Genomic DNA, 25,550 nt, shown 5'->3' with positions numbered 1-25,550 from the left:
ATGAAGGTCATCGCCTGCTACAGCAACAAGGGCGGCGTCGGCAAAACGGCGACGTCGGTCAATCTGGCCTATGCGTTTTCCCGGTCAGGAAGACGGGTATTGCTGTGCGATCTCGATCCTCAGGGGGCATCCGGTTACTACCTGCGCGTAAAACCTTCGAAAAAACTGACCGAGGCGCGGTTTTTCGAAGATGTAAAACGGTTTACCCGCGCTATTCGGGCCAGCGACTTTGATGGGCTGGATGTGTTGCCCGCGAACATGTCCTATCGCGATTTCGACGTTTTTCTATCTCGGATGCGCAATAAACGCTCGCGCCTGAAGAAAGCACTTAAGTCGGTTGGCGGGGACTATGACGTCATTGTTCTGGATTGTCCGCCCAACTTTTCGATGCTGTCCGAGAACATATTCCGGGCCGCCGATCAGATCGTCGTGCCGGTCATTCCGACAACCCTGTCCGAGCGTACGTTTGAGCAGTTGGTGAGTTTTTTCGACGAACACAAACTGCCCAAAAAGAAACTCCGTGCCTTTTTTTCGATGGTGCAGCTTCGCAAAACGCTGCACACAGATACGATGCGTTTGATGAGCAAAACGCACAAGAAACGGTTCCTGAAGGCGTGGATTCCCTTTTCGACTGACGTGGAACGCATGGGGTTGCATCGCGCGCCGGTCAGCACATTTGCGGCGCGTGGTCCGGCTGGTAAGGCCTATCGTGCGTTGTATCAGGAACTGGAAACCGGGATGGGTATCTGACACATGAGCAAGGAAATCGAGCGGAAATTTCTGGTGGCCGAACTGCCTGATCTGAGCCACGCGCGCAAAGCAGTGGTGCGACAGGGGTATCTGACCGGACCTGACGATTCCACCGAACTGCGGCTGCGCCAGAAAAACGATCAGTTCTTCCTGACCCTGAAAGGGGGCGGCGGGCTGGTGCGGACCGAGCGAGAGGCCGAGATATCGAAGGAACAATTCGAAACTTTTTGGCCGGAAACCAAAGGCCGCCGTGTCGAAAAGGAACGCTATACCGCTGCTTTGCAAGGTGGGCTGAGCTTTGAGCTGGACCTTTTTCTAGGCGACCTGAACCCGCTGCGTCTGGTCGAAGTGGAATTCGCGTCTGAAACCGAAGCCAACAATTTTGAACCTCCGGTATGGTTTGGCGCTGAGGTCACCGTGGATAAACGTTACAAGAACAAGATGCTGGCGATCACTGGCATCCCGACCTAGCCCGCGTTTGCACGGCGCGCCAGTTTCAGCGTCGCCTCCAACCCCGGATTGATATTTCGCGCCAGAAAATCACCACCATGCATGCGGGAAATGGCAGCGACCAGCGCAAGACCCAATCCGGAATTGCGCCCTGTTCTTGCGGGGTCGAGTGTAACAAAAGGTTCTTGCAGGCGTGGCAGGTCGGCTTCGGGAACTCCCGGTCCCTGATCGTGCACGCTCAGCAGCGCAAATCGCTTATCCTCGCTGAGGTCAACAGTTATCGTCGAGCCGCTGGGGGCGTAGCGCAAGGCGTTCTCCAGCAGGTTGGAAAGCGCTTGCGACAACAGGGGCCTGTGCCCCTGGATCGGTTTGGCCTCGCCCTGCATTTCCAGCCTGACCATGTTATCAGCGGCGAGGGGTTCATAAAGCTCGACTACATCCTGAACCAGTTGTTGCAGGTTAACTTCTTCGAACTGTTCCCGCCCAAGACCTGCCTCTGCCCGCGAAATTTCGGTTAACTGGCCGAGCACACGCAGCAGATGATCAATTTCACCTACGGCGCGCGCAGTATCCGCCTCGCGCTCGTCTTCACTTTGACACGGGTCCGACAGCGTCTCGACCCTTTGCCGCAATCGGGACAGGGGAGAGCGCAGATCGTGCGCGATGGAATTCGAGGTGGTCCGCAGATTGCCGACCAGTTCTTCGATACGATCCAGCATGTGGTTCAGGGTTCTGGCCACCTGATCGAACTCATCACCGGTTCCACGCAGAGGGATGCGGCGGGTAAGGTCGCCGGATACGATGTCATCGGCGGTATCGGCAAACTCCTTGAGGCGCGAGAAGACAAGGCGGGTCAGCAAACCGCCGGTCAGGATGCTCAGCGCCAGAGCTGCGGCAAGTGCTAGCGCAACCGAATGAAACAGAACCCTGTCGAATTGCTGCCGGGCCGAGGCGTCGCGCCCGACCAGCAAACGCTCACCTCCGCGCAGCCGGATCGAGGCGGCAGAGATCGGGACATATTGATTTGTATCGGCTTTCAGCAACTCAAGCTCGACCCAGCCGCTGCCGGGCGCCACGCCTTCAGGCCATTGATCCATGTTTCCTGCAAGGATTTCGCCAAACCGGTCCGTTAGCAAATACAGGGCATCGCGTTCTGCAGCATTGGTCAAACGGCGCTCGATCGCCGTCATCAGACCGATCAGCCCGCGGCGCTCATACTCATCCGCCAGCCCGGTCAACTCAGCCGTCACGACTGACCGGGTTTCACCGGCAATTGTTCGGTTCGCGGTGACGTAGACCAGCGCCAGAACGGTGGCGGTCAAAAGTGTACTCAGCACCATGCTGGCCAGAACCAGCCGCGTGCGGGAATTATTCAGGGAAAGTGAAGGGTTACGCATCAGACATCATGTAACCTGCACCCCTTACCGTTTCAATCAGCGGTTCAGACCCGCCTTCGTCCAACTGGCGCCGAAGCTTGGAAATATGAACATCGACAACGTTGGTGTGAGGGTCGAAATGATAATCCCACACGCCTTCAAGCAACATCGTGCGGGATACGACCCGGTTCTTACGGCGCAGGAAGTATTCGAGAATCTGGAATTCCCGAGGAGTCAGGGTGATTTCGTGCCCATCCCGGGAAACCTTACGCGTCAGCAGGTCCATTTCCAGATCCCGGCAGGTCAGCGTCGAAGCCTCTTCCGCCTCTTGCGGCCTGCGCAGCAACGCCTCGATCCGGGCGTGAAGCTCGTGAAATGAAAATGGCTTGACCAGATAGTCATCTGCACCGGCCCGCAACCCTTTGACCCGTTCGTCCACGGCGCTCATTGCGGTCAGCATCAGAACAGGTGTGTTAAGGCCCGCAGCCCGCACCGACTTGATTAGGGACAGCCCGTCCAGTCCAGGCAGCATGCGGTCCAGAATGATTGCATCGAAACCGCCATCGGTGGCGTGATACAGTCCTTCGCGCCCGTCCGGGGCGCTTTCCACGGCATAGCCTTCTTCGGCAAAACCCTTTGCGATGAAGTCCCGCGTTTCGGTGTCGTCTTCAACGATCAGGAGGCGTCGGCTCATAGTCAGAGTTCCTTTCAACACGGATATAATCACAGACTACGGAAAATGCACATGCCGGGTGCGGGGTCCGCACCCGGCTGCCCGGCATAAGGGGGACAATCCTTGTGTGCCGGGAGGTGCGCGCGTGAAACTCCCCAATTTCGGCGCGCGCAGGGCCTCGGGTCAGGCGATTTCGACCGCAACGAAAATCTGGTTTCCACCGCGATTGATCAGCACCAGCGCCGGATCCGTCTTTTCGCTTTCCAGTGCCGCTTTCAGGGCCTTGGGTGTGTCGGTGGCCTGTTCGCCCAGCTGGACGATCACGTCGCCGCGTTGCAGACCCGCTTTTGCGGCAGGGCTATCAGGCTTGAGCGACGTTACGACCACGCCATTCACACCCTCGGCAACGCCCATCTCGGCACGAGCGGCTTCGTTCAGCGGTGCGACTGTTACGCCCAAAGTCGCATCGGATGCATCTTCACCCTGAACAGCGCCGGTATCGGCAGCAGCCGTCTGGTGCTGACCAACCGTGACGTCCAGTTGCTGCTCCTTACCGTTGCGCAGGACGGTGATCGTGCTGTCGGTCCCGGCTTTGGTTGCACCGACAATGATCGGCAGGTCGCTGCTGGATTTCACGGTTTCGCCGTTGAAGGACAGGATAACGTCACCCTGTTGCAGTACACCCTCGGCCGGGCTGTCGCCCATGACCTCGGACACCAGTGCACCCTTGGCCTGATCGATTCCCATGGCCGCGGCCAGTTCAGGGCTGACAGTCTGGATGGAAACACCCAGCCAACCGCGGCTCACCTGTCCGTCGTCACGCAGATCCGCCGCAATGTGCTCTACGATATTGGATGTCACGGCAAATCCCAGGCCGACAGAACCGCCACTGGGCGAATAGATGACCGAATTCACGCCAACAACTTCACCTTCCATATTGAACAGCGGACCACCCGAGTTGCCCTTGTTGATCGCGGCATCGGTCTGGATGAACTCGGCGTAGGGTCCTTCCGAGATGTTGCGGCCCTTGGCCGATACGATGCCGGTGGTGACGGTCGAGCTCAGCCCAAAGGGGTTGCCGATGGCGACAACGTCTTCGCCCACGCGGATGTCGTCGCTGTCACCCAGTTTGACAGGTTGCAACGCTTCGCCCGCATCAATCCTGAGCAGCGCAATGTCGGTCAACGGATCGGTCCCGATCACTTCGGCTTCGAACGACCGGTCGTCGCTCAGGCGCACGGTGACGGCGGACGCCCCTTCAACCACGTGGTTGTTGGTGATGATATAGCCGTCCTCGTCCAGAACAAATCCAGACCCCAGACCATGGCTGGGCCCGCGCTGTGGCGCGTCAAAGCCTTCGGGCATGCCAAAGCGTTTGAAGAACTCACCAAAGGGATGGTTCTCGAACTCTTTCATGTTCGCCGGGGCTGGTTTGGCGCTTTGTTCGGCGGTGATGGTCACGACCGACGGCGAGACTTCCTGCACCAGATCGGCAAGGGCCGCATCGGCCAAAGCGGGCAGGGCGGTGCTTGCCATCAGTGCTGCCCCCAGCGCACTGGCGCCTGCCAGACTCGCCGTGCCCGGCAGAAGGCGTGTGGTTTTTCGAATGCTCATTATATTCTCCTGCGATCAGCCCCGGTACCTTTCCGGGCATTGATGCAGGAGATACGGCCGCAACATTTGCGTCTTCTTTTGCGAAGATTAAGAGTTCTTCATCTTTCCCTGCTTTTCCGGGTTATCCTGGATCGTCATCTGATGGCAGTAAGTTACCCGACGGAAGCTCTTTCAAGGCGCGGTCTTGCGTGCCAAGCGAATCGGTGGATTGTTGCCGGAATCGGCCGATATTTTCGAAAAGGGTTGTATTGAATTAAAAACGTAAACAAAATTTTTCTGAATTTCGGGTCGATTGGCGCGATCTCCTAGAGGTTGTTTTTGAATTTCTTACTAAATTTATAAGAATGCTCCTATGTCTTTGCATATCATGCTAAAAGACAGTGTATCTCCTCTAAAAACCTGCTGTTGATCACTTAAGTGCGCATTGCGCCACACTTTCAAGTTGATCGGCGTCCAAAGTGATGTTGCGAAAAAGCCAACGCGAATTTTGAAAAGCACTTACTCGATACAAATTTTACGTTGTTTGAAAGCGCCTAATGAGTGACGATGAAAGTGCCCAAATGAGGGGGAACTGCTGGCACTAGGGGGTGTCGACGGTTGTAACTCAGTCACTGGGAGTGGGTGTCGCTAAGTTAACGAGGGGGTCTTGTTTCAGGTTCGGCGACATATCGTTCGGAACAGCTGTACAGCGTTCTGATCGCTGCTTTCAGGGTTGGTGAATGGTGGATATCTTATCTTGGGCACCGGCCCGGTCTGCAAAGACCGGGCCGCGTTACTTTTGGCATTTTAGATTTTCTGCCGTGACCGTGCCCTTTCCCAATCCGACCATGCCTTGGGGGTATCCAGATCCAGTCTTGCATGAATGCCTGGCAGTTTGACCAAGTGCACTTTGCTGGAATGAGCCTGAACCACCTGTTGTGCACCGCTGTCGCCGGTCAGTGCGGTCAGATCCCCGAAAAGTGAGCGATCAAAGATCACCGGATGACCGGGCTTGCCGTCCTCTGTAGCGCCGCGCCAGACCTTGTTGTCAGGACATTTTGAAACCGAGTGAACGACCGCGCGCAAATCCTGCACGGTCAGGTCCGGCAAATCTGCCAGCAAAACCATCACGGCCCGTGCCTCGGAAGGTACCGCACGCATTGCCTGTCTAAGGCTGGCATTCATACCTTCTGCCGCATCTGGTACAGCAACCGGCCGCACGTCCAGCCCCTGCAGCACGTCGTATCGCGCGTGGGGTTCCCGGGGCAGGGCGACGATGACAGGGCCGGCCAACAGCGCCGTTTTGGCGCTGCGCCTCAACAGAGGTACGCCGTCGATTTCTTTCAACAGCTTGTCTGCGCCTTTCATGCGGCTCGACTGACCGGCGGCCAGCAGGATGATGGGGATATTCGTCATCCCGCCACCATGGCGATTGTTCGGCGACCTGTCACCCACGCATACGCGCGCCATCCGCATCGAAAAGCGGTTCCGAGATGACCCGGGCCTTTCGCATCTGACCAAGGATTTCGATTTTGACTTCCAATCCGTCAGCAATCCGTTCGGTTGGCAGAAACCCTTGCGCAATGGACTTTTCGGCAAAGTGTGAATATCCGCCCGACGTACAGAACCCTACCACCTTGCCGTCCAGCCAGATCGGCTCATACGCGTTTACATCGGCGTCCAGCGCATCGACTTCGAACGCTACCAGTTTGCGTGTGGCACCGGATTCACGCTCGGCCTCGGCGGGGCTGCGGCCGATGAAATCCACATTCTTTCTGAACGAAATGAACCGGTCCAGCCCGGTTTCTGCTGCGGTGTAGTCAGGCGAGAATTCTGCCATCCACGATCCAAAGAACTTGTCCAGCCGCAGGCTCATCATCGCGCGCATTCCGAACGGTACCATTCCATGTGGCTGACCCGCCTCCCACAGTGTCTGCCAAAGCTGACGCTGGGCCATGGGATCACAATAAATCTCGTATCCCAGATCTCCGGTATAGCTGACCCGCTGCACGATGCACTCATTCATTCCGATGGTCATGCGGCGTACATCCAGAAACTTCAGATCGGAAACGTTGTCTCGGGTACAGGCTGCCAGAACCTGTGCAGCCTTTGGGCCCGCGATCTGAAAGCCGTTCCGTTTGTCACTGACATTCTCGATGCTTACACCATCTTCGGCATTTTGCAGGAACCAGCGCATGTGGAACGCCTGCGATCCGTAAGAGGCTGTAAGCTGGAACTCTTCTTCACCCAGACAAGAGATGGTGAAATCTCCGATCAGCTTGCCCTTGTGCGACAGCATCGGCGTCAGGCTCAACCGTCCGGGGGCAGGTATCCGGCCTGCCATGATCCGGTCCAGCCAAGCGCGGGCGCCTTTGCCGCTGATCAGGTATTTTCCAAAGTTGTGCACCTCGTTGATGCCGACACCTTCGCGAACACCACGCACTTCGCGGCCTGTGGCATCAAAGGCATCCGAACGCCGGAATGACGGTGTTTCATAGGCAGGTTCGTCGCCTTGCGCGAAATAGTTCACAACCTCCAGACCATATTGCTGACCCCAGACAGCGCCCATTTCGCTGAAGACGTCATACATCGGTGTTGTGCGGTTTGGCCGCGCGGCGGGCAGTTCCTCGTTGGGGTAGGCCACCGAAAAGCGTTTCTGATAGTTTTCGATAACTTTAGGGCGGGTATATCCGGGGCTGATCCAGTCTCCGAACCGGGCCACGTCCATGGCCATCACATCGCGTTCGGGCTCGCCCTCGATCATCCACTGCGCCAGCATCAGGCCTACGCCGCCGCCCTGGCTGAACCCGGCCATCACACCGCAGGCCGACCAATAGTTGCGCATCCCCGGCACTGGACCGACCAGAGGGTTGCCATCAGGCGCAAAGGTGAACGGCCCGTGGATCACCGATTTCACTCCGGCTTCGGCCAGAACAGGAAAGCGGTTGTAGGCAAATTCGATACTGTCGGTGATCTTGTCATAGTCGTCCGGCAGTAGTTCATGCCCGAATTCCCAGGGCGTGCCGTCCACTGCCCAGGGCTTGCAGGGCTGTTCATAGAAACCGATGCAAAGGCCACGCCCTTCCTGCCGGAGATAGCTTTCGCCCGCCGGATCCATCACATGCGGATGCTCGCCGCCCGCATCGATGATGGCCTCGATTTCCGGGATGTTGTCGGTGACCAGATACTGGTGCTCCATCGGGTGCAGCGGGAAATACACGCCAGCCATCGCGCCGACTTCCCGTGCCCACAGGCCGCCCGCATTGACGACATGTTCCGCATGGATGGTGCCCTTGTTGGTGACGATATCCCACGTCCCGTCAGCGCGCTGATTGGTTTCGCGCACCATGCAGTGCGTTTCGATCGTTGCGCCACCCATGCGCGCAGCCTTGGCATAGGCATGGGTTGTGCCGGACGGGTCGAGGTGGCCATCCAACGGATCGTAAAGCGCGCCGATAATACCGTCAGTATTGGTGATCGGCGCGATCTTTTTGATCTCGTCCGGCCCGACAATCTCGGTCTCCAGCCCCATGAACCGGTGTTTGGCGCGTTCCGCCAGCAGCATGTCGAACCGGTCCTGATTGTCCGCCAGTGTCACCCCGCCCACATGGTGCAGCCCACAGGACATGCCGGTGATCTCTTCAAGCTCTTTGTACAGGCGAATTGTATACCCTTGCAGCGCGGCCATGTTGGTGTCGCCATTCAGCGTGTGAAACCCGCCAGCAGCATGCCACGTCGATCCCGAAGTCAGCTCGGACCGTTCCAGCAGCATGACATCGGACCAGCCGAGCTTGGTCAGATGATACAACACCGAACATCCAACAACGCCGCCACCAATGACGGCCACACGAGTGGTTAGTTTCATGACTGTCTCTCCTCGGAATTTGCCGCCAGTCTGAAGGTGTTGAACCGGTATGCAATGCCAATCGCGACAAAACATGTCGTTTGACGCTTCTCAATTTTTGGGTTCATAGGACGCGGCGGGGCGAACGGTCATGAGGCTGTTACAGAATCAAACTATCGGCGCCCCACTTCGACGTGACGTCAATTACTCCACAAGGACAACGAAATGAGTAAATTCGACCCCAAACCCAAATCCCTTAGCCGCCGTGAATTCATGGCCAAGGCCGGCGCTCTTGGTCTGAGCGCTGCGGTAGCCAACCTGATTTGGGCCGAAGCGGGATTGGCTGAAACGCCCAAAAAGGGCGGCCACTTTGTTCTGGGGCTGAAGGGCGGCGAAAGCACCAACACCCTTGATCCTGCCCTGTCGGCGTCGCATGTGACGGCCAAGGCGCTGCGTGCCTTTGGCAACACCCTGACTGTTGTCACCCCGGACGGTGGCATTGCCCCAAGCCTCGCAGAAAGCTGGGAGGCATCGGAAGATGCCAAGACGTGGTATTTCACCATTCGCAAGGGCGTTGAATTCCATAACGGCAAAACCCTGACCCCCGAGGACGTTCAACTAACGCTGGCGCGCCATTCGAACGAGGATTCTCAGTCTGGTGCGTTGGGCATCATGCGCGGGATCGAAGACGTTCGCGTGGACGGCGACAAAGTGGCCATCACCTTGACCACGCCCAACGCCGATCTTCCCTATCTGGTGTCGGACTATCACCTTGTGATCCAGCCCGGTGGCGGCATGGACAACCCGGCGGCTGGCATCTCGACCGGCGCGTTCAAGGTCGTGGCCGACGAACCGGGTGTTCGCTATGGCTTTGAAAAGTTCGCCAACCACTGGGATGACACCGTCGGCCACTATGACAGCCACGAAATTCTGGTTCTGAACGATGATACAGCCCGTGCGGCGGCTTTGCAGGCCGGGCAGGTCCACGCCATCAACATCGTGTCCCCACGTACCGCCAAGCTGTTCGGTCGTGCGCCGGGCGTCACCATCAACGCCACATCGGGGCGCGGGCACTACATCTTTGTCATGCACACGGACACCGCGCCGTTCGACAACAAAGACCTGCGTCTGGCGCTGAAATACGCCATCAACCGGGATGAGCTGGTGGACAAGGTGTTGCGCGGCTATGGAACGGTCGGCAATGACATCCCGATCAACGAAGCCTATCCGCTGTTTGACGGCTCGCTTGAACAGCGCAGCTTTGATCTGGCCAAGGCGGCCGAGCACTACAAGGCATCGGGCCACGACGGATCTCCCATCGTGCTGCACGTTTCCGATGCGGCCTTCGCCGGTGCGCTGGATGCAGCCCAGCTGTTCCAGCTGTCAGCGAAAGAGGCGGGTATCCCGCTGGAGATCAAGCGTGAACCGGCAGATGGTTACTGGTCCGAGGTTTGGAACAAGAAACCTTTCTGCGCTTCTTACTGGGGTGGACGTCCGGTACAGGACCAGATGTGGTCGGTGGGTTACCTCTCGACCGCGGATTGGAACGATACCCGATTCAAGAACGAGGAATTCGACGCTTTGCTTCTTAAGGCGCGCGCCGAACTGGACACCTCGAAACGTCAGGATATCTATGCCCAGATGGCGCGTATCGTCTGGGAAGAGGGCGGGCTGATCAACCCGATGTTCAACCAGTTCATCGACGGCTATTCCGAGACCGTGACAGGCTGGGCCGCTCATGCAAATGGTGACCTGATGGACGGCTATGTGGCCAGCCGCACCTGGTTCGCATAAACCACAATACAGATCGGCGCCCGTTCTTCGGGCGCCGGTTCTAAAGTTGTAAGGCTGGCCGGGTCAGGGCTTGCCGCGTTACAGCGGGCGGATTTTCAGACCGGTGATCCGGTTGCCCTCGCGATCGGTCACCTCGAACCGGAATCCGTGGAACGAGAATACCTGTCCCACTTCGGGGATCATCTGCGCCTCGTGAATGACCAGCCCCGCCACGGTGTTGGCCTCTTCGTCAGGCAGCGACCAGTCCATCGCGCGGTTGACGTCGCGAATGGTCATTGCGCCTTCGACAAGGTACTGACCATCCTCGGTCCGCGTCACCGGAACGTCCTCTTCGATATCGAACTCGTCGGCGATTTCACCCACGATTTCCTCAAGAATGTCTTCCAGCGTGATCAATCCGCGCAGTGAACCATATTCATCCACGACAAGCGCAAAGTGGCTGCGTATCCGCAGAAACTCTCGCATCTGATCATCCAGAGTGGTCGTTTCGGGCACGAAATAGGGGGCATTCGCGACCTTCGAGACATCAAAGCTTTTCAGTCGGTCCGCATCACCTTCGGCACCCCCGACCTGCGCATACATCGCGCGAAACAGGTCTTTTGCGTGGACAACGCCGATGACATTCTCCGGCTCGTCCCGAAACACCGGCAGTCGGGTATGGCGGCTTTGCAGACATTGCTGCAGGATGGTTTCGGGTTCGGCATCCGCATCGATCATTTCGATGTTCGAGCGGTGCAACATGATCTCTTCCACCGTGCGGTCGCCTAGATCCAGCGCGCCCAGAATGCGGTCACGGTCTTCCTTTTCGACGACGCCTTCGGAATGCCCCAGTTGCAGCGCGCCCGCAATCTCTTCGCGGACGGCCAGAACGTGACTGTCGGGGTCGATCTGTACGCCGAACAGCCGAAGCACACCGCGCACCAGCAGACGCACAGCAGCGACCACCGGCGAAAAAAGCGTCACGATGATGCCGATCGCCGGGGCAACCGCCGCCGCCGCTTTTTCGGCATTTGTGATCGCGTAGGTCTTGGGCAGAACTTCGGCAAAGACCAGTACCAGCAGGGTCATCACCAGAGTCGCAAGTGCGACGCCGCTTTCACCAAAAAGCCGCGTGAACAGGGCCGTCGCAAGCGAGGCCGCCAGAATGTTCACAAGGTTATTGCCCAGCAGAACCGACCCGATCAGGCGTTCGTTGTCTTCGGTGATATCCAGTGCCTTTTGCGCCCCACGCGATCCTTTGTCGGCCTGCGCCCGCAGCTTGCCGCGTGAAGAAGCCGTCAGGGCGGTTTCAGAGCCTGAGAAAAAGCCCGACAGGACGAGCAAAAACAGGATGGCGCCGGAGATTGTCCAGAATGCGCCGTCGATCAGGGAAGGGTTGGGTTCCATCGGTCCTTGGTTGTTCTGTGTTCTGCATCCGTTATGGGGCCGGTGCCTCGCCCGATCAAGGGGTTAGCCCTTATCCTTGTTTTTGGCCAGCGGGTGATGCTCCAGCACAAGTTCGGACAGGCGTTCGTCCAGAACATGTGTATAAATTTCCGTCGTCGCCACATCCGCATGGCCCAGAAGCGTTTGAATCGCACGAAGATCAGCCCCGTTTGCCAGCAGATGCGTAGCAAAAGCGTGGCGCAGCGTGTGCGGAGTGACCTTTTCAGGCGAAACGCCCCCCTGAATCGCAAATTCCTTGATCAGCAAAAAGAACCGATGGCGTGTCAGATGGCCGGATTTTCCACGTGACGGGAAAAGAAAGCGCGAAGGCTGCCCACCTTTTTCAACGGTTTTTTCTTCGACCTCGTCCCGAACGGTCAACCACGCGGCCAAAGCATCGCGCGCTGGTGGTGACAGCGGCACCATCCGTTCCTTGCCGCCTTTGCCAAGGATCAGCAGCATTCGCGGATCGCCGCGCGCCGAGGAAACGGGCAGGGACACCAGCTCGGTTACCCGCATACCTGTCGCGTACAGCAACTCCATCAGGCAGGTATTCCGCACACGGTCCGCCGCATTGCGGCCCGTCATTCGGGCCGCTTCCAGCAGGCGATCGACTTCGATCACCTCAAGCGTTTTCGGCAACCGCTTCTGCCGTCCGGGCCCCTTGATCTGGATGGCCGGGTTCGTCTCGCGCCAGCCTTCCTCGAATGCAAACCGGTACAGCTGTTTGATCGCAGACAACCGCCGCGCGCGGGTCGAACGCGAAAGCCCCTGCGCATCGCAGTCAATCAAATACCCCTCGACCCGATCCCTGTCGGCAGCCGCAAAATCGGATTTGTGCCGGTCCAGCCAGTCGGCAAAGTCCTTGAGGTCGCGCCCATAGGCCAGCAGCGTATTGGTCGCGGCACCCAGTTCAGCGGCCTGCGCCTCGAGAAACGTGGAAATCCAAAGATCCTGCGTATCGGGCGCCCTCATGGTCAGCTTCCGTTCAGGATCATCAATTGCAGCGCTGCCCGGCGCGCCGTGTCCTCCAGACCCACGCGGCGGAATGTGGCCAGTGCGGCGGTCAGGTCAACCAGATTGCCACGCGCGCCGTGGGTGAACAGTTGCATTGATTTCAGAATCGCCTCGCCCAACTGACCGTTGGACAGCATCGCATCGATGTCCCTCGGGACGGGGGCAGACCATGCAAACCCTTCGGATATCGCATCGGCCAGCGGCGAGGGCGAAATCGCGCGCCCCGGATCGCCCTGCGCCAGAGCGGCAAGAAACAGGTTCTGTTCGGACTCTTCGGGCAGGGTCAGAGCAGCGGTTTCATAGGTTTCGGAAAGCAGCAGAATGCGCCAGCGCAGGTTTTCCGCGTTAGGCGACGACAATTCAACCTTCGACAAATCCTCGGAAAACAATTCTGCAAAAGGCACTTCCAATCCGACGCTTTGCATCATTTCCCAGACAGGGGGCAGGGTTTTTGAAATTACCTGCGGATCACCGGCGTTCAGCGCGGCCTCAAACCGTTGAACGGCTGCCACCCGATCCCAAACCCCGCCGGACGCCGCGGGGTCGCGTTCGGTATAAAGGCCCAGCAGCTGGTTGGGTGTCAGTGCGCCAATACGGGTCAGACGCTCGGCGGCTTCGATTTGCGCTTTCCATCCCGCGACGTCCCGCAGGTCAGCATTGGCAAATGCGCGCGGCAGCGAGGCCGTCGGCAACCGCTCACCAATCGCTTCGAACATCCTGAACGTCAGAGGATCAGGGCGCTCAGGTTGCGGTAGGTATTCTGCGCCTTCGTACAACTCCGGGCTAAGAAACCGGTCTAGCAGGTCCAACTCTTCCGGCGGCAGAACCTGCAACGCATGAGCGGCCTCCAGAGTCAGAGCGGCGGATGTCCAGTCCCCCCGGCGTGCCTTGCAAAATATCTGCGCTGCATAATCCCGCGACAGATGGGGCTGAGCGATCAGGGCGGTGCAACTACGCTCTTCGTCCCCGGTCAGCAGGGTGGCATCGAACCAGTGTTGAAACCTTTCCTGAGAATCCGTCGGGCCGGCCAATTGAATCAGGGATTGTGCAGGGTCGCTGGCACCCAGTTGCATCAACCGGTCCAGCCGGGCGAACAACATTACCTCGTCCGCGCCGGGGCCTGCGGGCGCGCGCGCCTCGGTCAGCAACAGAGTGAACAACAACCGCTGCATGGCCGGATTCCGGCGTACTGGAACCTGCGATATCATTTCCGCAAGGCGATCCGGGTCACTTCCGCGCCACAGGTCAAGCGGCAGCCCCGTGACCGAAGCCGATACCAGCCCCAGCGGGCGCGACAGCGATTCCAACGGGGTGACCTCGACATTGGGCGACAGGCCCGTCTGGGTCACAGGCGGTTCAAGCAGCACCGTTCCCGGCAGGTTTACGGGTGGATCGTTCAACCACTCGATTGCTGAAAGAGGCTGTTGCGCAAAGGCCGGTCCGGTCAGGCAAAACGCAATCAGCGTTGCCCTAGTCAACATCCAATGTCACCGGTTCGCGGATTTCACTTTGCGGCGCGGAAAAGTCGGCGCCGAAAAACGGCCCGACATAAGCGTACGCCACCAGCCCGATGAAGCCGAGGCAAATAAGGTATATCAGGAACTTGATCAGACGGCCCATGTTTTAACGCTGCCCCAATTTTCTCTTTTGGCCAAGTTATAACTGGCATTTTCCGCAAGATCACGTCATTCACAGGGAAATGAGCGAAATTAAGCATAACGCCCAACGATCCGACACGGCGCAGGCATATGAACTGCACAAAACCGTGGTTATGGTTGGCATGATGGGGGCCGGAAAAACCGCTGTGGGGCGGGCTCTTGCCGCGCGGCTGGGAGTTCCGTTCCTCGACAGCGATGCCGAGATCGAATCGGCCGCCAACATGACCATCCCCGAGATTTTTGCCCGCGATGGCGAGCCGTTCTTTCGTCAGAAGGAAAGTCAGGTGATCGGCAGGCTTCTGGACGAGGAAAAAGGTATCCTGTCCACCGGTGGCGGCGCGTTCCTGTCGCCGGAAAACCGTCAGATGATATCCGAGCGCGGCGTGTCGGTGTGGCTGCGGGCCGATCTGGGCGTGCTTTGGAACCGAGTCCGGCACAAGGATACGCGACCGCTGCTGCGCACCGAGAACCCGCATGCGACGTTGCGGGCGCTGTATAATAAAAGGGTGCCCCTGTATTCCAAGGCCGATCTGGCGGTGGAATCGGACGCTGAAACCTCGATCGACAGGATGGTTGACCGGGTGTTGTCAGTACTGGAAACCCGCCCGGATGTTTTGGAACGGAAATAGATGCATCAAACAGTTCATGTCCCGTTGGGCGATCGCGCCTACAATGTCGAAATCGGTCCCGATCTTCTGGCTCAGTCCGGCGCGCGGATCGCGCCTCTGCTGCATCGTCCCCGGGTTGCTGTTCTGACAGACGAAACCGTTGCTGGCCTGCATCTGGAAGCGCTCCGTTCAGGTTTGGCCACGGCCGGTATTGAAATGAGTGCACTGGCGCTGCCCGCCGGCGAGGCCACGAAAAGCTGGCCCCATTTCGAGCGCGCCGTCGAGTGGCTGCTGTCGGAAAAGGTCGAACGCAGGGATGTGGTTGTTGCATTGGGTGGCGGCGTGATCGGCGATCTGGCGGGATTTGCCGCTGCCGTTCTGCGGCGCGGAGTTCGGTTCGTGCAGATTCCGACCTCGTTGCTGGCGCAGGTTGACAGCTCTGTCGGTGGTAAAACCGGTATCAACGCACCGCAGGGCAAGAACCTGATCGGCGCCTTTCATCAGCCTTCGTTGGTGTTGGCCGATACCGCGGTTCTTGGCACGCTGACACCCCGGGATTTTCTGGCCGGGTATGGTGAAGTGGTGAAATACGGCCTGTTGGGCGATGCAGCTTTCTTTGACTGGCTCGAGGTCAATGGCCCAACTTTGTCTGCCGGGGATATGGCTGCACGAGTGCAGGCCGTGACGCGTTCGGTCCAGATGAAGGCCGACATCGTCGCCCGCGACGAGACCGAGCAGGGCGACCGCGCGTTGCTGAACCTTGGCCACACCTTCTGTCACGCGCTTGAGGCTGCGACAGGTTATTCCAACCGTCTGCTGCACGGCGAAGGCGTTGCCATCGGTTGTGCATTGGCCTTTGAATTGTCCGCCCGGCTGGGCCTGTGTTCGCAAGAGGACCCAAGCCGCGTCCGCGCGCATCTCAAGGCGATGGGCATGAAAACCGATCTGGCAGATATTCCGGGTGATCTGCCCGGGGCCGAGGCGTTGGTCGATCTGATGGCGCAGGACAAAAAGGTTGTGGACGGGCAGTTGCGGTTCATTCTGGCGCGCGGGATCGGGCAGGCGTTCGTTACCTCCGACGTGCCACGCGAGGCGGTTATGACGGTGCTTGAGGACGCTCTGGCAACCTGCTGACGGGAAAGGGGTTTAGCGCCCCTTGATCACCATAAGCTCACCGATGTTTTCGCGGGTGATATAGCCGACCATACGCCCGGTTTCGGTACAGACTGCGATGGCGGGGGCACCTTGGTGAAGCTCTTCCAGAACCTTCTCAAGACCAGCTGTCAGTGCGACGGTCGGAATGTTCTCGTCCATGACTGTCGTCGCCGGGTCTGACCTTGGGTGATCACCGGCAAGGGCTGCAAACAGTTTTGAGCGGGTGACAAACCCCAAAAGCACCCCGCTGTCATCCAGGACCGGGAACTCGTGCTGCGTGGTGTGAATGACAGCCTGTGCTGCGGTGTTCAACGTGTCCCGAGGCGACAGCGCCTCGAACGATGTGATCATCGCGTCCCGCGCCAGAACGCGGCGTGCGACTGAGCGCATGGCGACATCCTGACTTTCCGCATTGGCCGCAATGAACACAAATACAGCTATCAGAACGAGGATCGGGTTACCTGACGTCAGGCCAAGAAACCCCAGCAATACGGCCACCATTTGTCCACCGATGGCCGCAACACGCGTGGCTTTGACGCGATCCATGTTCATGCACAAAAGTGCCCGGAATACCCGCCCGCCATCCATTGGGAAGGCTGGGATCATGTTGAAGACGGCGAGGAACAGATTCACATAGGCCAGACGGCTCAACAGGTCGGTCCGGGCCGAGTCGATCTGGGCCAGTGTCTCCAAATTCATTCTCGCGCCGAAGATCACCAGAACGCCCCAGATGACGACATTCACCGCTGGTCCAGCAAGGGCCACCATCACCTCTTGCATCGGCTTTTCGGGCATCCGCTCCAGTCGCGCCAGCCCCCCGATCGGCAGAAGTGTGATGTCAGGCGTCTTGATACCATAGCGCCGGGCCATCAATGCGTGGCCGAACTCATGCGCGACCACACAGGCAAACAGAGCCAAAACAAAAGCGATGTTTTCGATGGCGGCCTGTATTCCGCCGTCCGAATAGGCGGCAAATCCGACCCATGCGAGCAGCAGGAAAAAGGTGACATGGACCCTCAGTTCCGAGCCGAGCAATCGACCGAGTGAGAAGGACCATGTCATATATGTTCTCCGGTTGTCTTAGAACGGGATCTCGTCGTCGTCGATTCCGCCCGATGCTGGTGCCGGTGATCCTTGCGGAGCGCCATAAGGGTCGCCATATCCGCCACCGGACTGGCCGCCGCCATATCCGCCGCCACCACCGCCGCCGCCTTCGCCGCGTGCGTCAAGCATCACGAGGGTCGATCCAAAGCCCTGCAGGACAACCTCGGTTGAATAGCGGTCCTGACCGGACTGGTCCTGCCACTTCCGGGTCTGCAACTGCCCTTCGACATAGATTTTCGAGCCTTTGCGCAGATACTGTTCCGCGACACGGACAAGACCTTCATTGAAGATGGCAACAGAGTGCCATTCGGTCCGTTCACGGCGTTCGCCGGTGTTGCGATCCTTCCAGGTTTCAGACGTCGCAATGCGAAGATTGCAGACCTTGCCCCCGTTTTGAAAGTTCCTGACCTCGGGATCCCGGCCCAGATTTCCGACCAGAATGACCTTGTTGACTGAACCCGCCATATGATTCCCCGTTCTTATTCATCTCGATCTGTTGCGAATCTCACGATCCGTTCTCCGTGACCCTATACGGCCTGCGTCATGGTTAAAACAGAGTTGATAGAGGCACAGTCTCGCCCGAAATTCCGACCCCCGCGCAACCGGACTTTCCTTTCGGTTCGTAATTCATATAATCGCGCGAGGACTGAACGAGCAGGGTCTATTGATGCGCTTTCTGGTTGGCGGTTTTTCTGTTGTGTGCTTGGTGCTGGCGTCACTTCCAGCACAGGCTGACATGTTCTCGACGAAGAACCGCAAGGACATCTTTCAGAAACAGGCGAAATTCCTAGATTCCCGCGGTGCAACACAGTACCGGGATTCCGACCGTCTGAAACCAAAGACGGCGCAAACCGGGTTCAGCAAACGATATTCCGGAAAGTACCGGGGGCAATATCTGCAGATGGCCCGCGAGGCCGCGCGCAAACACAGCGTCCCCGAGGAACTTTTCCTGCGACTGGTGCATCAGGAATCCGGCTGGAACCCACATGCAAAATCGCACAAGGGAGCATTGGGTCTGGCGCAGCTCATGCCACAGACAGCCAATCTGCTGGGGGTGGACCCGCATGATCCGCGCCAGAATCTGGAAGGCGGCGCGCGCTATCTGTCCTGGCAATATCGCAAGTTCAAATCCTGGCGTCTGGCGCTGGCCGCCTATAACGCCGGTCCGAAAGCGGTGGAAAAGCACGGCGGCATACCGCCTTATGCAGAGACACAGAATTACGTCAAAAAAATCTGGGGCAGTTGATCCCTGCTATCTGCTTGCCATTTCGGACGATCACACGCGCACCGTCGTTCTGCTGAGATTGTCTTAAACGAAAAAGGCCGGCGCATGGCCGGCCCTTTCAGATATTGATTGTACCTATTCGGCCGCGATTTTGATGACCGGCTCCATGCGGGCAAGGATATCTTCGGCCAGATGGCACTTGACCTGATGACCATCCGCAAGTGTCTGTACCGGCGGCACATCCTTTTCACACAAGCCTCCCGGCACTTCGGATTTCCAGCGGCACCGCGTCTGGAACGGACAACCCGGCGGCGGATTCATGGCCGACGGAATATCGCCTTCCAGAACGATATGCTGCTTTTCGACCGATGTGTCCGCGATGGGAACAGCGGACAACAGCGCCTCGGTATACGGGTGATATGGCGGCGAGAATACCTGATCGGTCGATCCCAGTTCCACCACATGTCCCAGATACATCACCATGACCCGGTCACTCAGGTACCGCACAATCGACAGGTCATGGCTGATGAACAGCAGCGTGGTTTTCTGCTCGCGCTGAATTTCCATCAGTAGATCGGTCACAGCTGCCTGCACCGACACATCCAGCGCCGAGACGGGCTCGTCAGCGACCACGATCCGGGCATCCCCCGCAAAGGCGCGGGCGATACCGACACGCTGTTTCTGGCCGCCTGACAACTGGCGCGGCATCCGGTCTGCAAACGCGCGGGGCAGTTTCACCAAATCCAGCAGTTCCAGCATCCGCTTCTTGCGATCTGCCTCGGAATTGCCGACGCCAAAGATTTCCAGCGCCCTGATGATTTGCCGCCCCACGGTCATGGACGGGTTCAGCGTGTCGAACGGGTTCTGGAACACCATCTGCACTTCGCCAACAGTCTTGGCGTCACGTTCTTCGATGGGCACCTGTTCGATGTTGCGATTATCCAGCAGAATCTGCCCGTCAGTCGCCGTCTCAAGCCCCATCAGAACCTTGGCGAAGGTGGACTTGCCGCAACCGGATTCGCCCACAATGGCTAGCGTTTCAGATTCGTGGGCTTCGAAACTCAGGGTCTCGTTTGCCTTGACCACCTTGGTCGCGCCACCTCCGAACAGCGCGTTTGCGGCCACCTCATAGTATTTCTTGAGGTTGTCCATCTTGAGGACGGTCCGGCCAATCGCGGCTTTTTCTTTCTGCTCACCAACAGTAATCGGCGCGTTCCAGTCGATCTCCTGAAACTTCAGGCAACGCGTGTGATGGCGGTCATTGCCGGGCACGGCACTCATCAGGATGTCCTGCGCGTCGCAGCGACCTTCTTCAAAGTAATCGCAGCGCGGGCCAAAGTTGCACCCCGGCGGGCGTTCATGGGGCAGGGGGAAGTTACCCGGAATTGCCACAAGCGGGCGCGAGTTCTTGTCGGCCCCCGGCAGCGGGATCGACCGGAACAGCGCCTGCGTATAGGGGTGCTGCATTTCGTCGAAAACATCGTGGATCGAACCACGTTCAACCGCCTCACCGGAATACATCACGCACAGCCGGTCGCAGGTCTCAAGAACCAGACCAAGGTTGTGGCTGATGAACAGCATCGAAGTGCCGTATTTCTTGCCCAGGTCCCTGACAAGTTCCACAACAGCGGCCTCGACGGTCACGTCCAGCGCCGTCGTTGGTTCATCAAGGATCAGCAGCGCAGGCTTGGACATCAACGCCATGGCGATCACGATCCGTTGCTGCTGCCCCCCCGACAACTGGTGCGGAAAGCTGTTCAGCATCCGCTCGGGATCGGGCAGGCGCACGTCTGTCACCACCTCCAAAGCGCGGGCATAGGCTTCTTCCTTGCCCACACCCTCGTGGATCATCGGCACTTCCATCAGCTGCTTGCCGATCTTCATCGCCGGATTCAGCGATGCCATCGGCTCCTGATAGATCATGGCGATCTCGTTGCCGCGAACGTCACGCAACTCTTCGGCGCTCATTTCGCTCAGATCGCGACCCTTGAACTTGATCGAACCGCCAACGATCCGCCCGTTCTTGCCAAGATCCTGCATCACACCCAGCGCCACGGTCGACTTGCCGCAACCGGACTCGCCCACAAGACCAACCGCCTCGCCGGGCTGGACGCTGACCGAGAAATCCATCACAGCCGGGATTTCCCGCAGGCGGGTAAAGAATGAAATTGACAGCTTGTCGATCTCAAGGATCGGGCCGTCATAATCCGCCAGTTTGTTCATGTTGTTCTCCCTGTCGGCTCAGAAAAAAGATCCATCTTCATCTGGCCTAAAATACTTCGGGGGTCCGGGGGACAGCGCCCCCGGCCTCGATCACATCAGTCCTTCAGGCTTTCCTCGCGCAGACCATCCGCCAGCAGGTTCAGACCAAGAACCAGCGACAGCAGGGCCAACGCAGGGGGCAGGGCAGGGTGCAGATAGATCGACAAGAGCTTGCGGCCCTCGTTAATCGTCGAACCCCAGTCCGGGCTTTCCGGCGGCAATCCCAGTCCGAAGAAACCCAATGTCCCCAAAAGGATGGTGGTATAACCGATGCGCAGACAGAAATCGACGATCAGCGGGCCACGCGCGTTGGGCAGGATTTCCCACAGCATGATGTACCATGGCCCTTCACCCCGCGTCTGTGCGGCTGCTACATAGTCGCGTGTCTTAATGTCCAGCGCCAGACCACGGACGATACGGAACACCGTGGGTGAGTTCACAAAGACCACCGAAACGAACACGACCAGAATGCCACCCGGAACGTCGAAGAGGTCAAGGTATGTCGGCAGACCCCAGATCCGGTAGGCATCTGTGTTGATGATGTATCCACCGGTCGAGATCAGCGACAGATAAAGCCAGATCGCAATACCCAGAACTCCGATCAGCAAAGGTGTGCGGAACTTTGGTCGCGTGTAGTAGCGCGAATTCAGCAGAACACCGATGAACAGGATCGGGAACACGAACAACACCGCCGCCATATAGTTCGGCACACCCGTCGCCACGATTTCCGGCGTAACCAGCAAGTAGAACAGCAGGATAACCGGGAAGGCAAGGATCAGGTTGGCGAGGAAGGACAGGAACGTGTCCAGCCGTCCGCCATAGTAACCTGCCGGCAGTCCCAGCGTGATCCCGACCATGAATGCAAACAGCGTAGCCAGCGGTGCGATCTGCACCACAATCCATGCGCCCTTGACCATGCGGCTGAACACATCACGGGCCAGATTGTCTCCACCCAGAAGGTACCAGGCGAACTCGCCTTCCTCCAGATTGGGTAGCGGAGTGCCCGGCACCTTGTTCTTCATACCCGAAACCTGATCCAGCGGATCATGCGTGACGATCAGGTCCAGTGCACCGAAGATGCCGGTGAAAACCCAGAACATGACCAATCCGAAACCGATCATTCCGATCGGGCTGTCGAACAGCTTGCCATATAGGCCAAGCCGACGCTTGAAGGCGATGGACATCGCAAACAGGATGATCATCGACACCCAGACGGGCAGGAACTGCTGCGAGATTGCGCCGACGATACCGGCATTGGTTCCCAGGAAGATACCCAGCACCAGATAGGCAAGCGCGGCACCCACGCTTGCCATGAACGAATAGCGCAGCGCCATCTGCGACAGGCCGCGCAGACCGCCGCCCGAGCTCAGGGTTCCGTCCGCATTCACCGACACGGGCGCTTCGGCCTGAAAGATACTGGCCAAGATCCAGATCACGATGGAAATTGCCAAAAGCACCAGCGCGATCACTAGGATAGGATTCAGAAAGGCGATAGAGCCGGTCCAGCTTAGAGGTTCCATGTTCTATCTCCCTTACGAAATGCGAATGCGCGGGTTGAGGTAGACATAGCCGATATCCGATATCAGCTGCGTCACCAGAACAACAAAGACAGACACGACCGAAATCGCCAACAACAGCTGGATGTCGTTGTTGCCTGCCGCCTGTACCAGCGCCCAGCCAAAGCCCTTGTAGTTAAACAGGGTCTCGACGATCACCACGCCGTTCAGCAGCCATGGGAACTGCAGCATGATGACGGTGAAGGGCGCGATCAGCGCATTGCGCAGCGCGTGCTTCATGACGATGTTCGAGAACGAGACGCCCTTGAGGCGCGCGGTTCGGATGTACTGCGCGGTCATAACCTCGGTCATCGAGGCGCGAGTCATTCGGGCAATGTACCCCATACCGTAAAGGGCAATGGTCAGCACCGGCAGGAAGAAGTTCTCGAACGTCGGGTTATCCATTGCCTGTGTCGCCGTTCCCTTGAACCATTTCAGGCCCACCGTCGACGACGTGAAAATGGCGATAAAGATAACGCCCGACACGTATTCCGGCGTCGCTGTTGTGATGATCGAGAATGTCGACAAGGACCGATCCAGCGCCGAACCTTCGCGCATCCCGGCCAGTACCCCGACGATCAGCGCCGAAGGGATCATCAGAACCAGTACCCAGAACATCAGATAGCCGGTGTTTCCAAGCCGTTTCGAGACGATCGTTCCCACGTCATCCTTGAACACGGTCGAGTATCCCCATTCACCCTGCAGAACACCGCAGAATCTTGGGGTCGTCTCAGCGGTTGAGCCGGGGCGGACACAGGTGCCCACGAATTGGCCGTCAGACAGCGTGTTGGTAAATCCAGGCATGACACCAAGCCATTGCCCGTATTTCACCAGCGTCGATTGTTGATAGCCGCGATTTTCAAGCCAGGTTTGCACCTGCTCATCCGACATCCGCTGGTTGCCTTGCGTTTTTGCAAGCTTTTCAAGGTTTGGATAGAGGTTGGTCAAAAAGAAGACCACGAATGTCAGACATAAAGCTGTTAGCAGCATCACGCCTGACCGACGGAGGATAAAAAGTCCCATGAAGGCCCCGTTGTTCAGGTGTTCCGCAGATCATAGGACCATTATCTGGCCTCGGACTTCCGACCCCGTGTCGGTGTGTCTGCGGCTGGAAAGGGGCGCCCCGGTCAGGCGCCCCCTGATTTTTTCCGGCGGTTAACTTAGGCCGCCCAACCCCACTTGTACTGGTGGTGTTCGAACGAGATGTGCTGATCCGTACCTACAAGTCCGTCTTTCATGTGACGGTACAGGGCGCGCCAGTACGGCTGGATCGTGACACCTTCTTCCTGGATAAGCGCGGCGCCCTTGGCGGCCACGGCACGACGTTTGTCGGCGTCCGCAATCGCAAGTGCTTCGTCGAGGATTGCGTCGAAATCGGCGTTTGCCCAGCCGAATTCGTTCCAGGCCTCACCCGACTTATATGCCAGCGCCCAGATCTGAACGCCCAGCGGCCGGTGGTTCCAGTTGGTCGAGCTGTAGGGGTACTTGACCCAGTCGTTCCAGAAGGTGCTGCCGGGCAGAACCGTCCGCTTGACCTTTATACCCGCGTCGCGCAGCTGTGCTGCAACCGCATCGGTGGTGTTGCGGCGCCAGTCGTCGTCAATCGAAAGCAGCTCATGCTCGAAATCGGCCATGCCGGCCTCTTCCAGCAATTTCATTGCGCCTGCCGGATCGGATTCCTGTTTGGGCAGTTCCGGATACTCGGGATGCACAGGACCAACGTGGTGGTTTTCAGCAGCCGATCCACGGTTACCATAGCCCAGTTCCAAGCAGACTTCGTTGTTTACAGCCATCTGCAGCGCTTTGCGCACGCGCTTGTCCGCATAGGGTTTCTTGCCATCAATTTCGGCCAACTGGTTCGGGCGGATCACTATGGTCGCCATGGTGATAACTTCGGACTTCACGTAGCCAAGCCCGTCCATCACATCGATGAATTCACCGACTGACTCGTGCAGCATGTCGACTTCGTCCGATTCCAGCGCAGCCAGCCAGGCCGACGGATCGGTGCCATAGTCGATATACTCGACACGATCCAGCGCCGGACGACCGAATACGGCCTCGCCCCACCAGGCGTGGTTCTCGTTGCGAACCAAGGTGCATTTCACACCAACTTCCAACTCTTCGATCAGGTAGGGGCCGGTGCCGACGTTGTTCGTCAGATCGGTCTCGCTGAACGAGCTGTGAACGATAGCCGAAGGATAGTCGGACATGCCTGCAATCAGCGAAATATCGGATTTCGGCAGGTTCAGCTGCACTGTGTGCGGATCTACCACAACAATGCCGCCTTCAATGGCCTGACCGGTGCCGTCATCCACCAATGTGGCGAAACGGCCTGCCATCGAGTTGGTTTCCGAGCTCTTGTCACACCAGCGTGTGATATTGCGGGCCACGTCATCGGCTGTGAAATCGTCGCCGTTGTTCCACTTGACGCCCTGACGCAGTTTCAGGGTGTACTGGGTCGCGTCTTCGTTGATTTCCCAGCCTTCCAGCAGCATTCCGCGGAATGTACCGTCCGAGTTGTACTCGACCAGATATTCCAGTGTGCCGCGGCTCTGGTTGCCCATTTCCGACCAGTCATATGTGCGCGGGTCTTTCAGCGCGCGAACAGCGGCCTGCACACGCAGGGTTCCGCCTTCTTTCTTGGCGTCCTCGCCAGCAGCCATCGCCGGTGTCGGCAGACCGATCAGGCCATAGGCTGCGGCTGCGGTTACGCCAAGGCCGGTGGTGCGGGCCAGAAACTCGCGGCGGCTTAGCTTACCGTCCCGATATTCCTGGGCGTGCATCTCGGCGGCCCAGTGAATCGGTGCTCCGGTGGTTGTTTGATCTGTCATGTATGTCTCCCTGTGACACGCTTTTTGTTTGGAGGAGGGTTTCAAAGCACAAACCGGGCAGACATTTCCCGCCCAGTTGTGAGATTCCGTTTTTGGAACGTTGGCATCCCCATGAACGGTATTCGGCAACAGAAATCGGACAACGTCAATGTTCGGAATCGGCATAGATTGCACAAAAACGACATTAGCGACGAATGTGATCCTGATTTTCAATCATCTCAAACTGGGA

At 58.2% G+C, this 25,550-nt stretch carries 21 protein-coding genes; 6 read left to right on the top strand and 15 right to left on the bottom strand.

Going from position 1 to position 25,550, the window contains the following annotated elements:
* Both ACR0D6_RS00580 and ACR0D6_RS00575 read left to right on the top strand, forming a co-directional pair.
* Positions 1 to 750, top strand: a complete 750-nt coding sequence (locus ACR0D6_RS00580; protein WP_480764091.1) for a ParA family protein — start codon at positions 1 to 3, stop codon at positions 748 to 750.
* A gap of 3 nt (positions 751 to 753) precedes the next feature.
* On the top strand, positions 754 to 1,221 hold the full coding sequence (locus ACR0D6_RS00575; RefSeq protein WP_480764090.1) for a CYTH domain-containing protein: 468 nt from the start codon (positions 754 to 756) through the stop codon (positions 1,219 to 1,221).
* Here the strand turns inward: ACR0D6_RS00575 and ACR0D6_RS00570 are convergent.
* The 5 genes from ACR0D6_RS00570 to ACR0D6_RS00550 all read right to left on the bottom strand — a co-directional run bounded on the left by ACR0D6_RS00570 (position 1,218) and on the right by ACR0D6_RS00550 (position 8,707).
* Positions 1,218 to 2,597, bottom strand: a complete 1,380-nt coding sequence (locus tag ACR0D6_RS00570) for a sensor histidine kinase (RefSeq protein ID WP_480764089.1) — start codon at positions 2,595 to 2,597, stop codon at positions 1,218 to 1,220. The genes ACR0D6_RS00575 and ACR0D6_RS00570 overlap by 4 nt on opposite strands.
* The gene (locus ACR0D6_RS00565) at positions 2,590 to 3,270 is read right to left on the bottom strand and encodes a response regulator transcription factor (protein ID WP_170650261.1); all 681 of its coding nucleotides are present in this window, start codon (positions 3,268 to 3,270) and stop codon (positions 2,590 to 2,592) included. The genes ACR0D6_RS00570 and ACR0D6_RS00565 overlap by 8 nt, the downstream gene beginning before the upstream one ends.
* Positions 3,271 to 3,432: 162 nt before the next feature.
* Complete coding sequence (locus ACR0D6_RS00560; RefSeq protein ID WP_480764088.1) at positions 3,433 to 4,863, bottom strand: DegQ family serine endoprotease; 1,431 nt, start codon at positions 4,861 to 4,863, stop codon at positions 3,433 to 3,435.
* 786 nt (positions 4,864 to 5,649) lie between these two features.
* Complete coding sequence (locus tag ACR0D6_RS00555) at positions 5,650 to 6,258, bottom strand: nucleotidyltransferase family protein (protein WP_480764087.1); 609 nt, start codon at positions 6,256 to 6,258, stop codon at positions 5,650 to 5,652.
* A 31-nt stretch (positions 6,259 to 6,289) separates the two neighbouring features.
* Positions 6,290 to 8,707 (bottom strand): GcvT family protein, encoded by a 2,418-nt coding sequence (locus ACR0D6_RS00550; RefSeq protein ID WP_480764086.1) that lies wholly within the window; start codon positions 8,705 to 8,707, stop codon positions 6,290 to 6,292.
* 204 nt (positions 8,708 to 8,911) lie between these two features.
* On the opposite strand from ACR0D6_RS00550, the gene ACR0D6_RS00545 reads away from it, so the two are divergent.
* On the top strand, positions 8,912 to 10,480 hold the full coding sequence (locus ACR0D6_RS00545) for an ABC transporter substrate-binding protein (RefSeq protein ID WP_480764085.1): 1,569 nt from the start codon (positions 8,912 to 8,914) through the stop codon (positions 10,478 to 10,480).
* Positions 10,481 to 10,558: 78 nt separating this feature from the next.
* Here the strand turns inward: ACR0D6_RS00545 and ACR0D6_RS00540 are convergent, their stop codons facing one another.
* From ACR0D6_RS00540 to ACR0D6_RS00525, 4 genes are all read right to left on the bottom strand, one after another.
* Positions 10,559 to 11,866, bottom strand: coding sequence for an HlyC/CorC family transporter (locus tag ACR0D6_RS00540; RefSeq protein WP_480449258.1), 1,308 nt, complete (start codon positions 11,864 to 11,866; stop codon positions 10,559 to 10,561).
* Positions 11,867 to 11,929: 63 nt separating this feature from the next.
* On the bottom strand, positions 11,930 to 12,880 hold the full coding sequence (locus tag ACR0D6_RS00535; protein WP_480764084.1) for a site-specific tyrosine recombinase XerD: 951 nt from the start codon (positions 12,878 to 12,880) through the stop codon (positions 11,930 to 11,932).
* 2 nt (positions 12,881 to 12,882) lie between these two features.
* Positions 12,883 to 14,403: a hypothetical protein gene (locus tag ACR0D6_RS00530; protein ID WP_480764083.1), complete on the bottom strand. Its 1,521-nt coding sequence runs from the start codon at positions 14,401 to 14,403 to the stop codon at positions 12,883 to 12,885.
* Positions 14,393 to 14,542, bottom strand: a complete 150-nt coding sequence (locus tag ACR0D6_RS00525; RefSeq protein WP_170650243.1) for a hypothetical protein — start codon at positions 14,540 to 14,542, stop codon at positions 14,393 to 14,395. The genes ACR0D6_RS00530 and ACR0D6_RS00525 overlap by 11 nt, the downstream gene beginning before the upstream one ends.
* A gap of 79 nt (positions 14,543 to 14,621) precedes the next feature.
* Between ACR0D6_RS00525 and ACR0D6_RS00520 the strand changes: the two genes are divergently transcribed.
* A complete protein-coding gene (locus ACR0D6_RS00520) occupies positions 14,622 to 15,209 on the top strand; it encodes a shikimate kinase (RefSeq protein ID WP_480764082.1) in 588 nt (195 codons plus the stop codon).
* On the top strand, positions 15,210 to 16,322 hold the full coding sequence (gene aroB, locus ACR0D6_RS00515; RefSeq protein WP_480764081.1) for a 3-dehydroquinate synthase: 1,113 nt from the start codon (positions 15,210 to 15,212) through the stop codon (positions 16,320 to 16,322).
* 12 nt (positions 16,323 to 16,334) lie between these two features.
* Here aroB and ACR0D6_RS00510 read toward each other — a convergent pair whose 3' ends face one another.
* Positions 16,335 to 17,405 carry a site-2 protease family protein gene (locus ACR0D6_RS00510; protein ID WP_480764080.1) on the bottom strand — a complete coding sequence of 357 codons (1,071 nt, stop codon included), beginning with the start codon at positions 17,403 to 17,405 and terminating at the stop codon, positions 16,335 to 16,337.
* A gap of 18 nt (positions 17,406 to 17,423) precedes the next feature.
* Positions 17,424 to 17,912, bottom strand: a complete 489-nt coding sequence (gene ssb, locus ACR0D6_RS00505) for a single-stranded DNA-binding protein (protein WP_170650235.1) — start codon at positions 17,910 to 17,912, stop codon at positions 17,424 to 17,426.
* Between the two features lie 202 nt (positions 17,913 to 18,114).
* Here ssb and ACR0D6_RS00500 point away from each other — a divergent pair, with 202 nt between their 5' ends.
* The gene (locus tag ACR0D6_RS00500) at positions 18,115 to 18,693 is read left to right on the top strand and encodes a lytic transglycosylase domain-containing protein (RefSeq protein WP_170650233.1); all 579 of its coding nucleotides are present in this window, start codon (positions 18,115 to 18,117) and stop codon (positions 18,691 to 18,693) included.
* Between the two features lie 114 nt (positions 18,694 to 18,807).
* On the opposite strand, the gene ACR0D6_RS00495 is transcribed toward ACR0D6_RS00500, so the two are convergent.
* The 4 genes from ACR0D6_RS00495 to ACR0D6_RS00480 form a co-directional block, all read right to left on the bottom strand.
* Positions 18,808 to 20,895, bottom strand: a complete 2,088-nt coding sequence (locus ACR0D6_RS00495) for an ABC transporter ATP-binding protein (RefSeq protein WP_170650231.1) — start codon at positions 20,893 to 20,895, stop codon at positions 18,808 to 18,810.
* A gap of 95 nt (positions 20,896 to 20,990) precedes the next feature.
* Positions 20,991 to 22,454, bottom strand: a complete 1,464-nt coding sequence (locus ACR0D6_RS00490) for an ABC transporter permease (protein WP_480726499.1) — start codon at positions 22,452 to 22,454, stop codon at positions 20,991 to 20,993.
* Between the two features lie 12 nt (positions 22,455 to 22,466).
* Positions 22,467 to 23,513, bottom strand: a complete 1,047-nt coding sequence (locus ACR0D6_RS00485) for an ABC transporter permease (protein WP_170650227.1) — start codon at positions 23,511 to 23,513, stop codon at positions 22,467 to 22,469.
* A gap of 137 nt (positions 23,514 to 23,650) precedes the next feature.
* Positions 23,651 to 25,321 carry an ABC transporter substrate-binding protein gene (locus ACR0D6_RS00480; RefSeq protein ID WP_480764079.1) on the bottom strand — a complete coding sequence of 557 codons (1,671 nt, stop codon included), beginning with the start codon at positions 25,319 to 25,321 and terminating at the stop codon, positions 23,651 to 23,653.
* Positions 25,322 to 25,550 lie beyond the last annotated feature (229 nt).

This window comes from Ruegeria sp. BJ6, from assembly GCF_056537885.1.
This window is presented reverse-complemented; position numbering and strand designations above follow the sequence as displayed.

Coding starts and splice junctions, on each gene's coding strand:
- ACR0D6_RS00570 (WP_480764089.1), bottom strand. CDS start 2,597: ATGCGTAACCCTTCACTTTCCCTGAATAATTCCCGCACGCGGCTGGTT.
- ACR0D6_RS00480 (WP_480764079.1), bottom strand. CDS start 25,321: ATGACAGATCAAACAACCACCGGAGCACCGATTCACTGGGCCGCCGAG.
- ACR0D6_RS00520 (WP_480764082.1), top strand. CDS start 14,622: ATGAGCGAAATTAAGCATAACGCCCAACGATCCGACACGGCGCAGGCA.
- ACR0D6_RS00495 (WP_170650231.1), bottom strand. CDS start 20,895: ATGAACAAACTGGCGGATTATGACGGCCCGATCCTTGAGATCGACAAG.
- ACR0D6_RS00575 (WP_480764090.1), top strand. CDS start 754: ATGAGCAAGGAAATCGAGCGGAAATTTCTGGTGGCCGAACTGCCTGAT.
- ACR0D6_RS00500 (WP_170650233.1), top strand. CDS start 18,115: ATGCGCTTTCTGGTTGGCGGTTTTTCTGTTGTGTGCTTGGTGCTGGCG.
- ACR0D6_RS00540 (WP_480449258.1), bottom strand. CDS start 11,866: ATGGAACCCAACCCTTCCCTGATCGACGGCGCATTCTGGACAATCTCC.
- ACR0D6_RS00560 (WP_480764088.1), bottom strand. CDS start 4,863: ATGAGCATTCGAAAAACCACACGCCTTCTGCCGGGCACGGCGAGTCTG.
- ACR0D6_RS00565 (WP_170650261.1), bottom strand. CDS start 3,270: ATGAGCCGACGCCTCCTGATCGTTGAAGACGACACCGAAACGCGGGAC.
- ACR0D6_RS00580 (WP_480764091.1), top strand. CDS start 1: ATGAAGGTCATCGCCTGCTACAGCAACAAGGGCGGCGTCGGCAAAACG.
- ACR0D6_RS00490 (WP_480726499.1), bottom strand. CDS start 22,454: ATGGAACCTCTAAGCTGGACCGGCTCTATCGCCTTTCTGAATCCTATC.
- ACR0D6_RS00535 (WP_480764084.1), bottom strand. CDS start 12,880: ATGAGGGCGCCCGATACGCAGGATCTTTGGATTTCCACGTTTCTCGAG.
- ACR0D6_RS00510 (WP_480764080.1), bottom strand. CDS start 17,405: ATGACATGGTCCTTCTCACTCGGTCGATTGCTCGGCTCGGAACTGAGG.
- ACR0D6_RS00525 (WP_170650243.1), bottom strand. CDS start 14,542: ATGGGCCGTCTGATCAAGTTCCTGATATACCTTATTTGCCTCGGCTTC.
- ACR0D6_RS00555 (WP_480764087.1), bottom strand. CDS start 6,258: ATGACGAATATCCCCATCATCCTGCTGGCCGCCGGTCAGTCGAGCCGC.
- ACR0D6_RS00485 (WP_170650227.1), bottom strand. CDS start 23,513: ATGGGACTTTTTATCCTCCGTCGGTCAGGCGTGATGCTGCTAACAGCT.
- aroB (WP_480764081.1), top strand. CDS start 15,210: ATGCATCAAACAGTTCATGTCCCGTTGGGCGATCGCGCCTACAATGTC.
- ACR0D6_RS00530 (WP_480764083.1), bottom strand. CDS start 14,403: ATGTTGACTAGGGCAACGCTGATTGCGTTTTGCCTGACCGGACCGGCC.
- ACR0D6_RS00545 (WP_480764085.1), top strand. CDS start 8,912: ATGAGTAAATTCGACCCCAAACCCAAATCCCTTAGCCGCCGTGAATTC.
- ssb (WP_170650235.1), bottom strand. CDS start 17,912: ATGGCGGGTTCAGTCAACAAGGTCATTCTGGTCGGAAATCTGGGCCGG.
- ACR0D6_RS00550 (WP_480764086.1), bottom strand. CDS start 8,707: ATGAAACTAACCACTCGTGTGGCCGTCATTGGTGGCGGCGTTGTTGGA.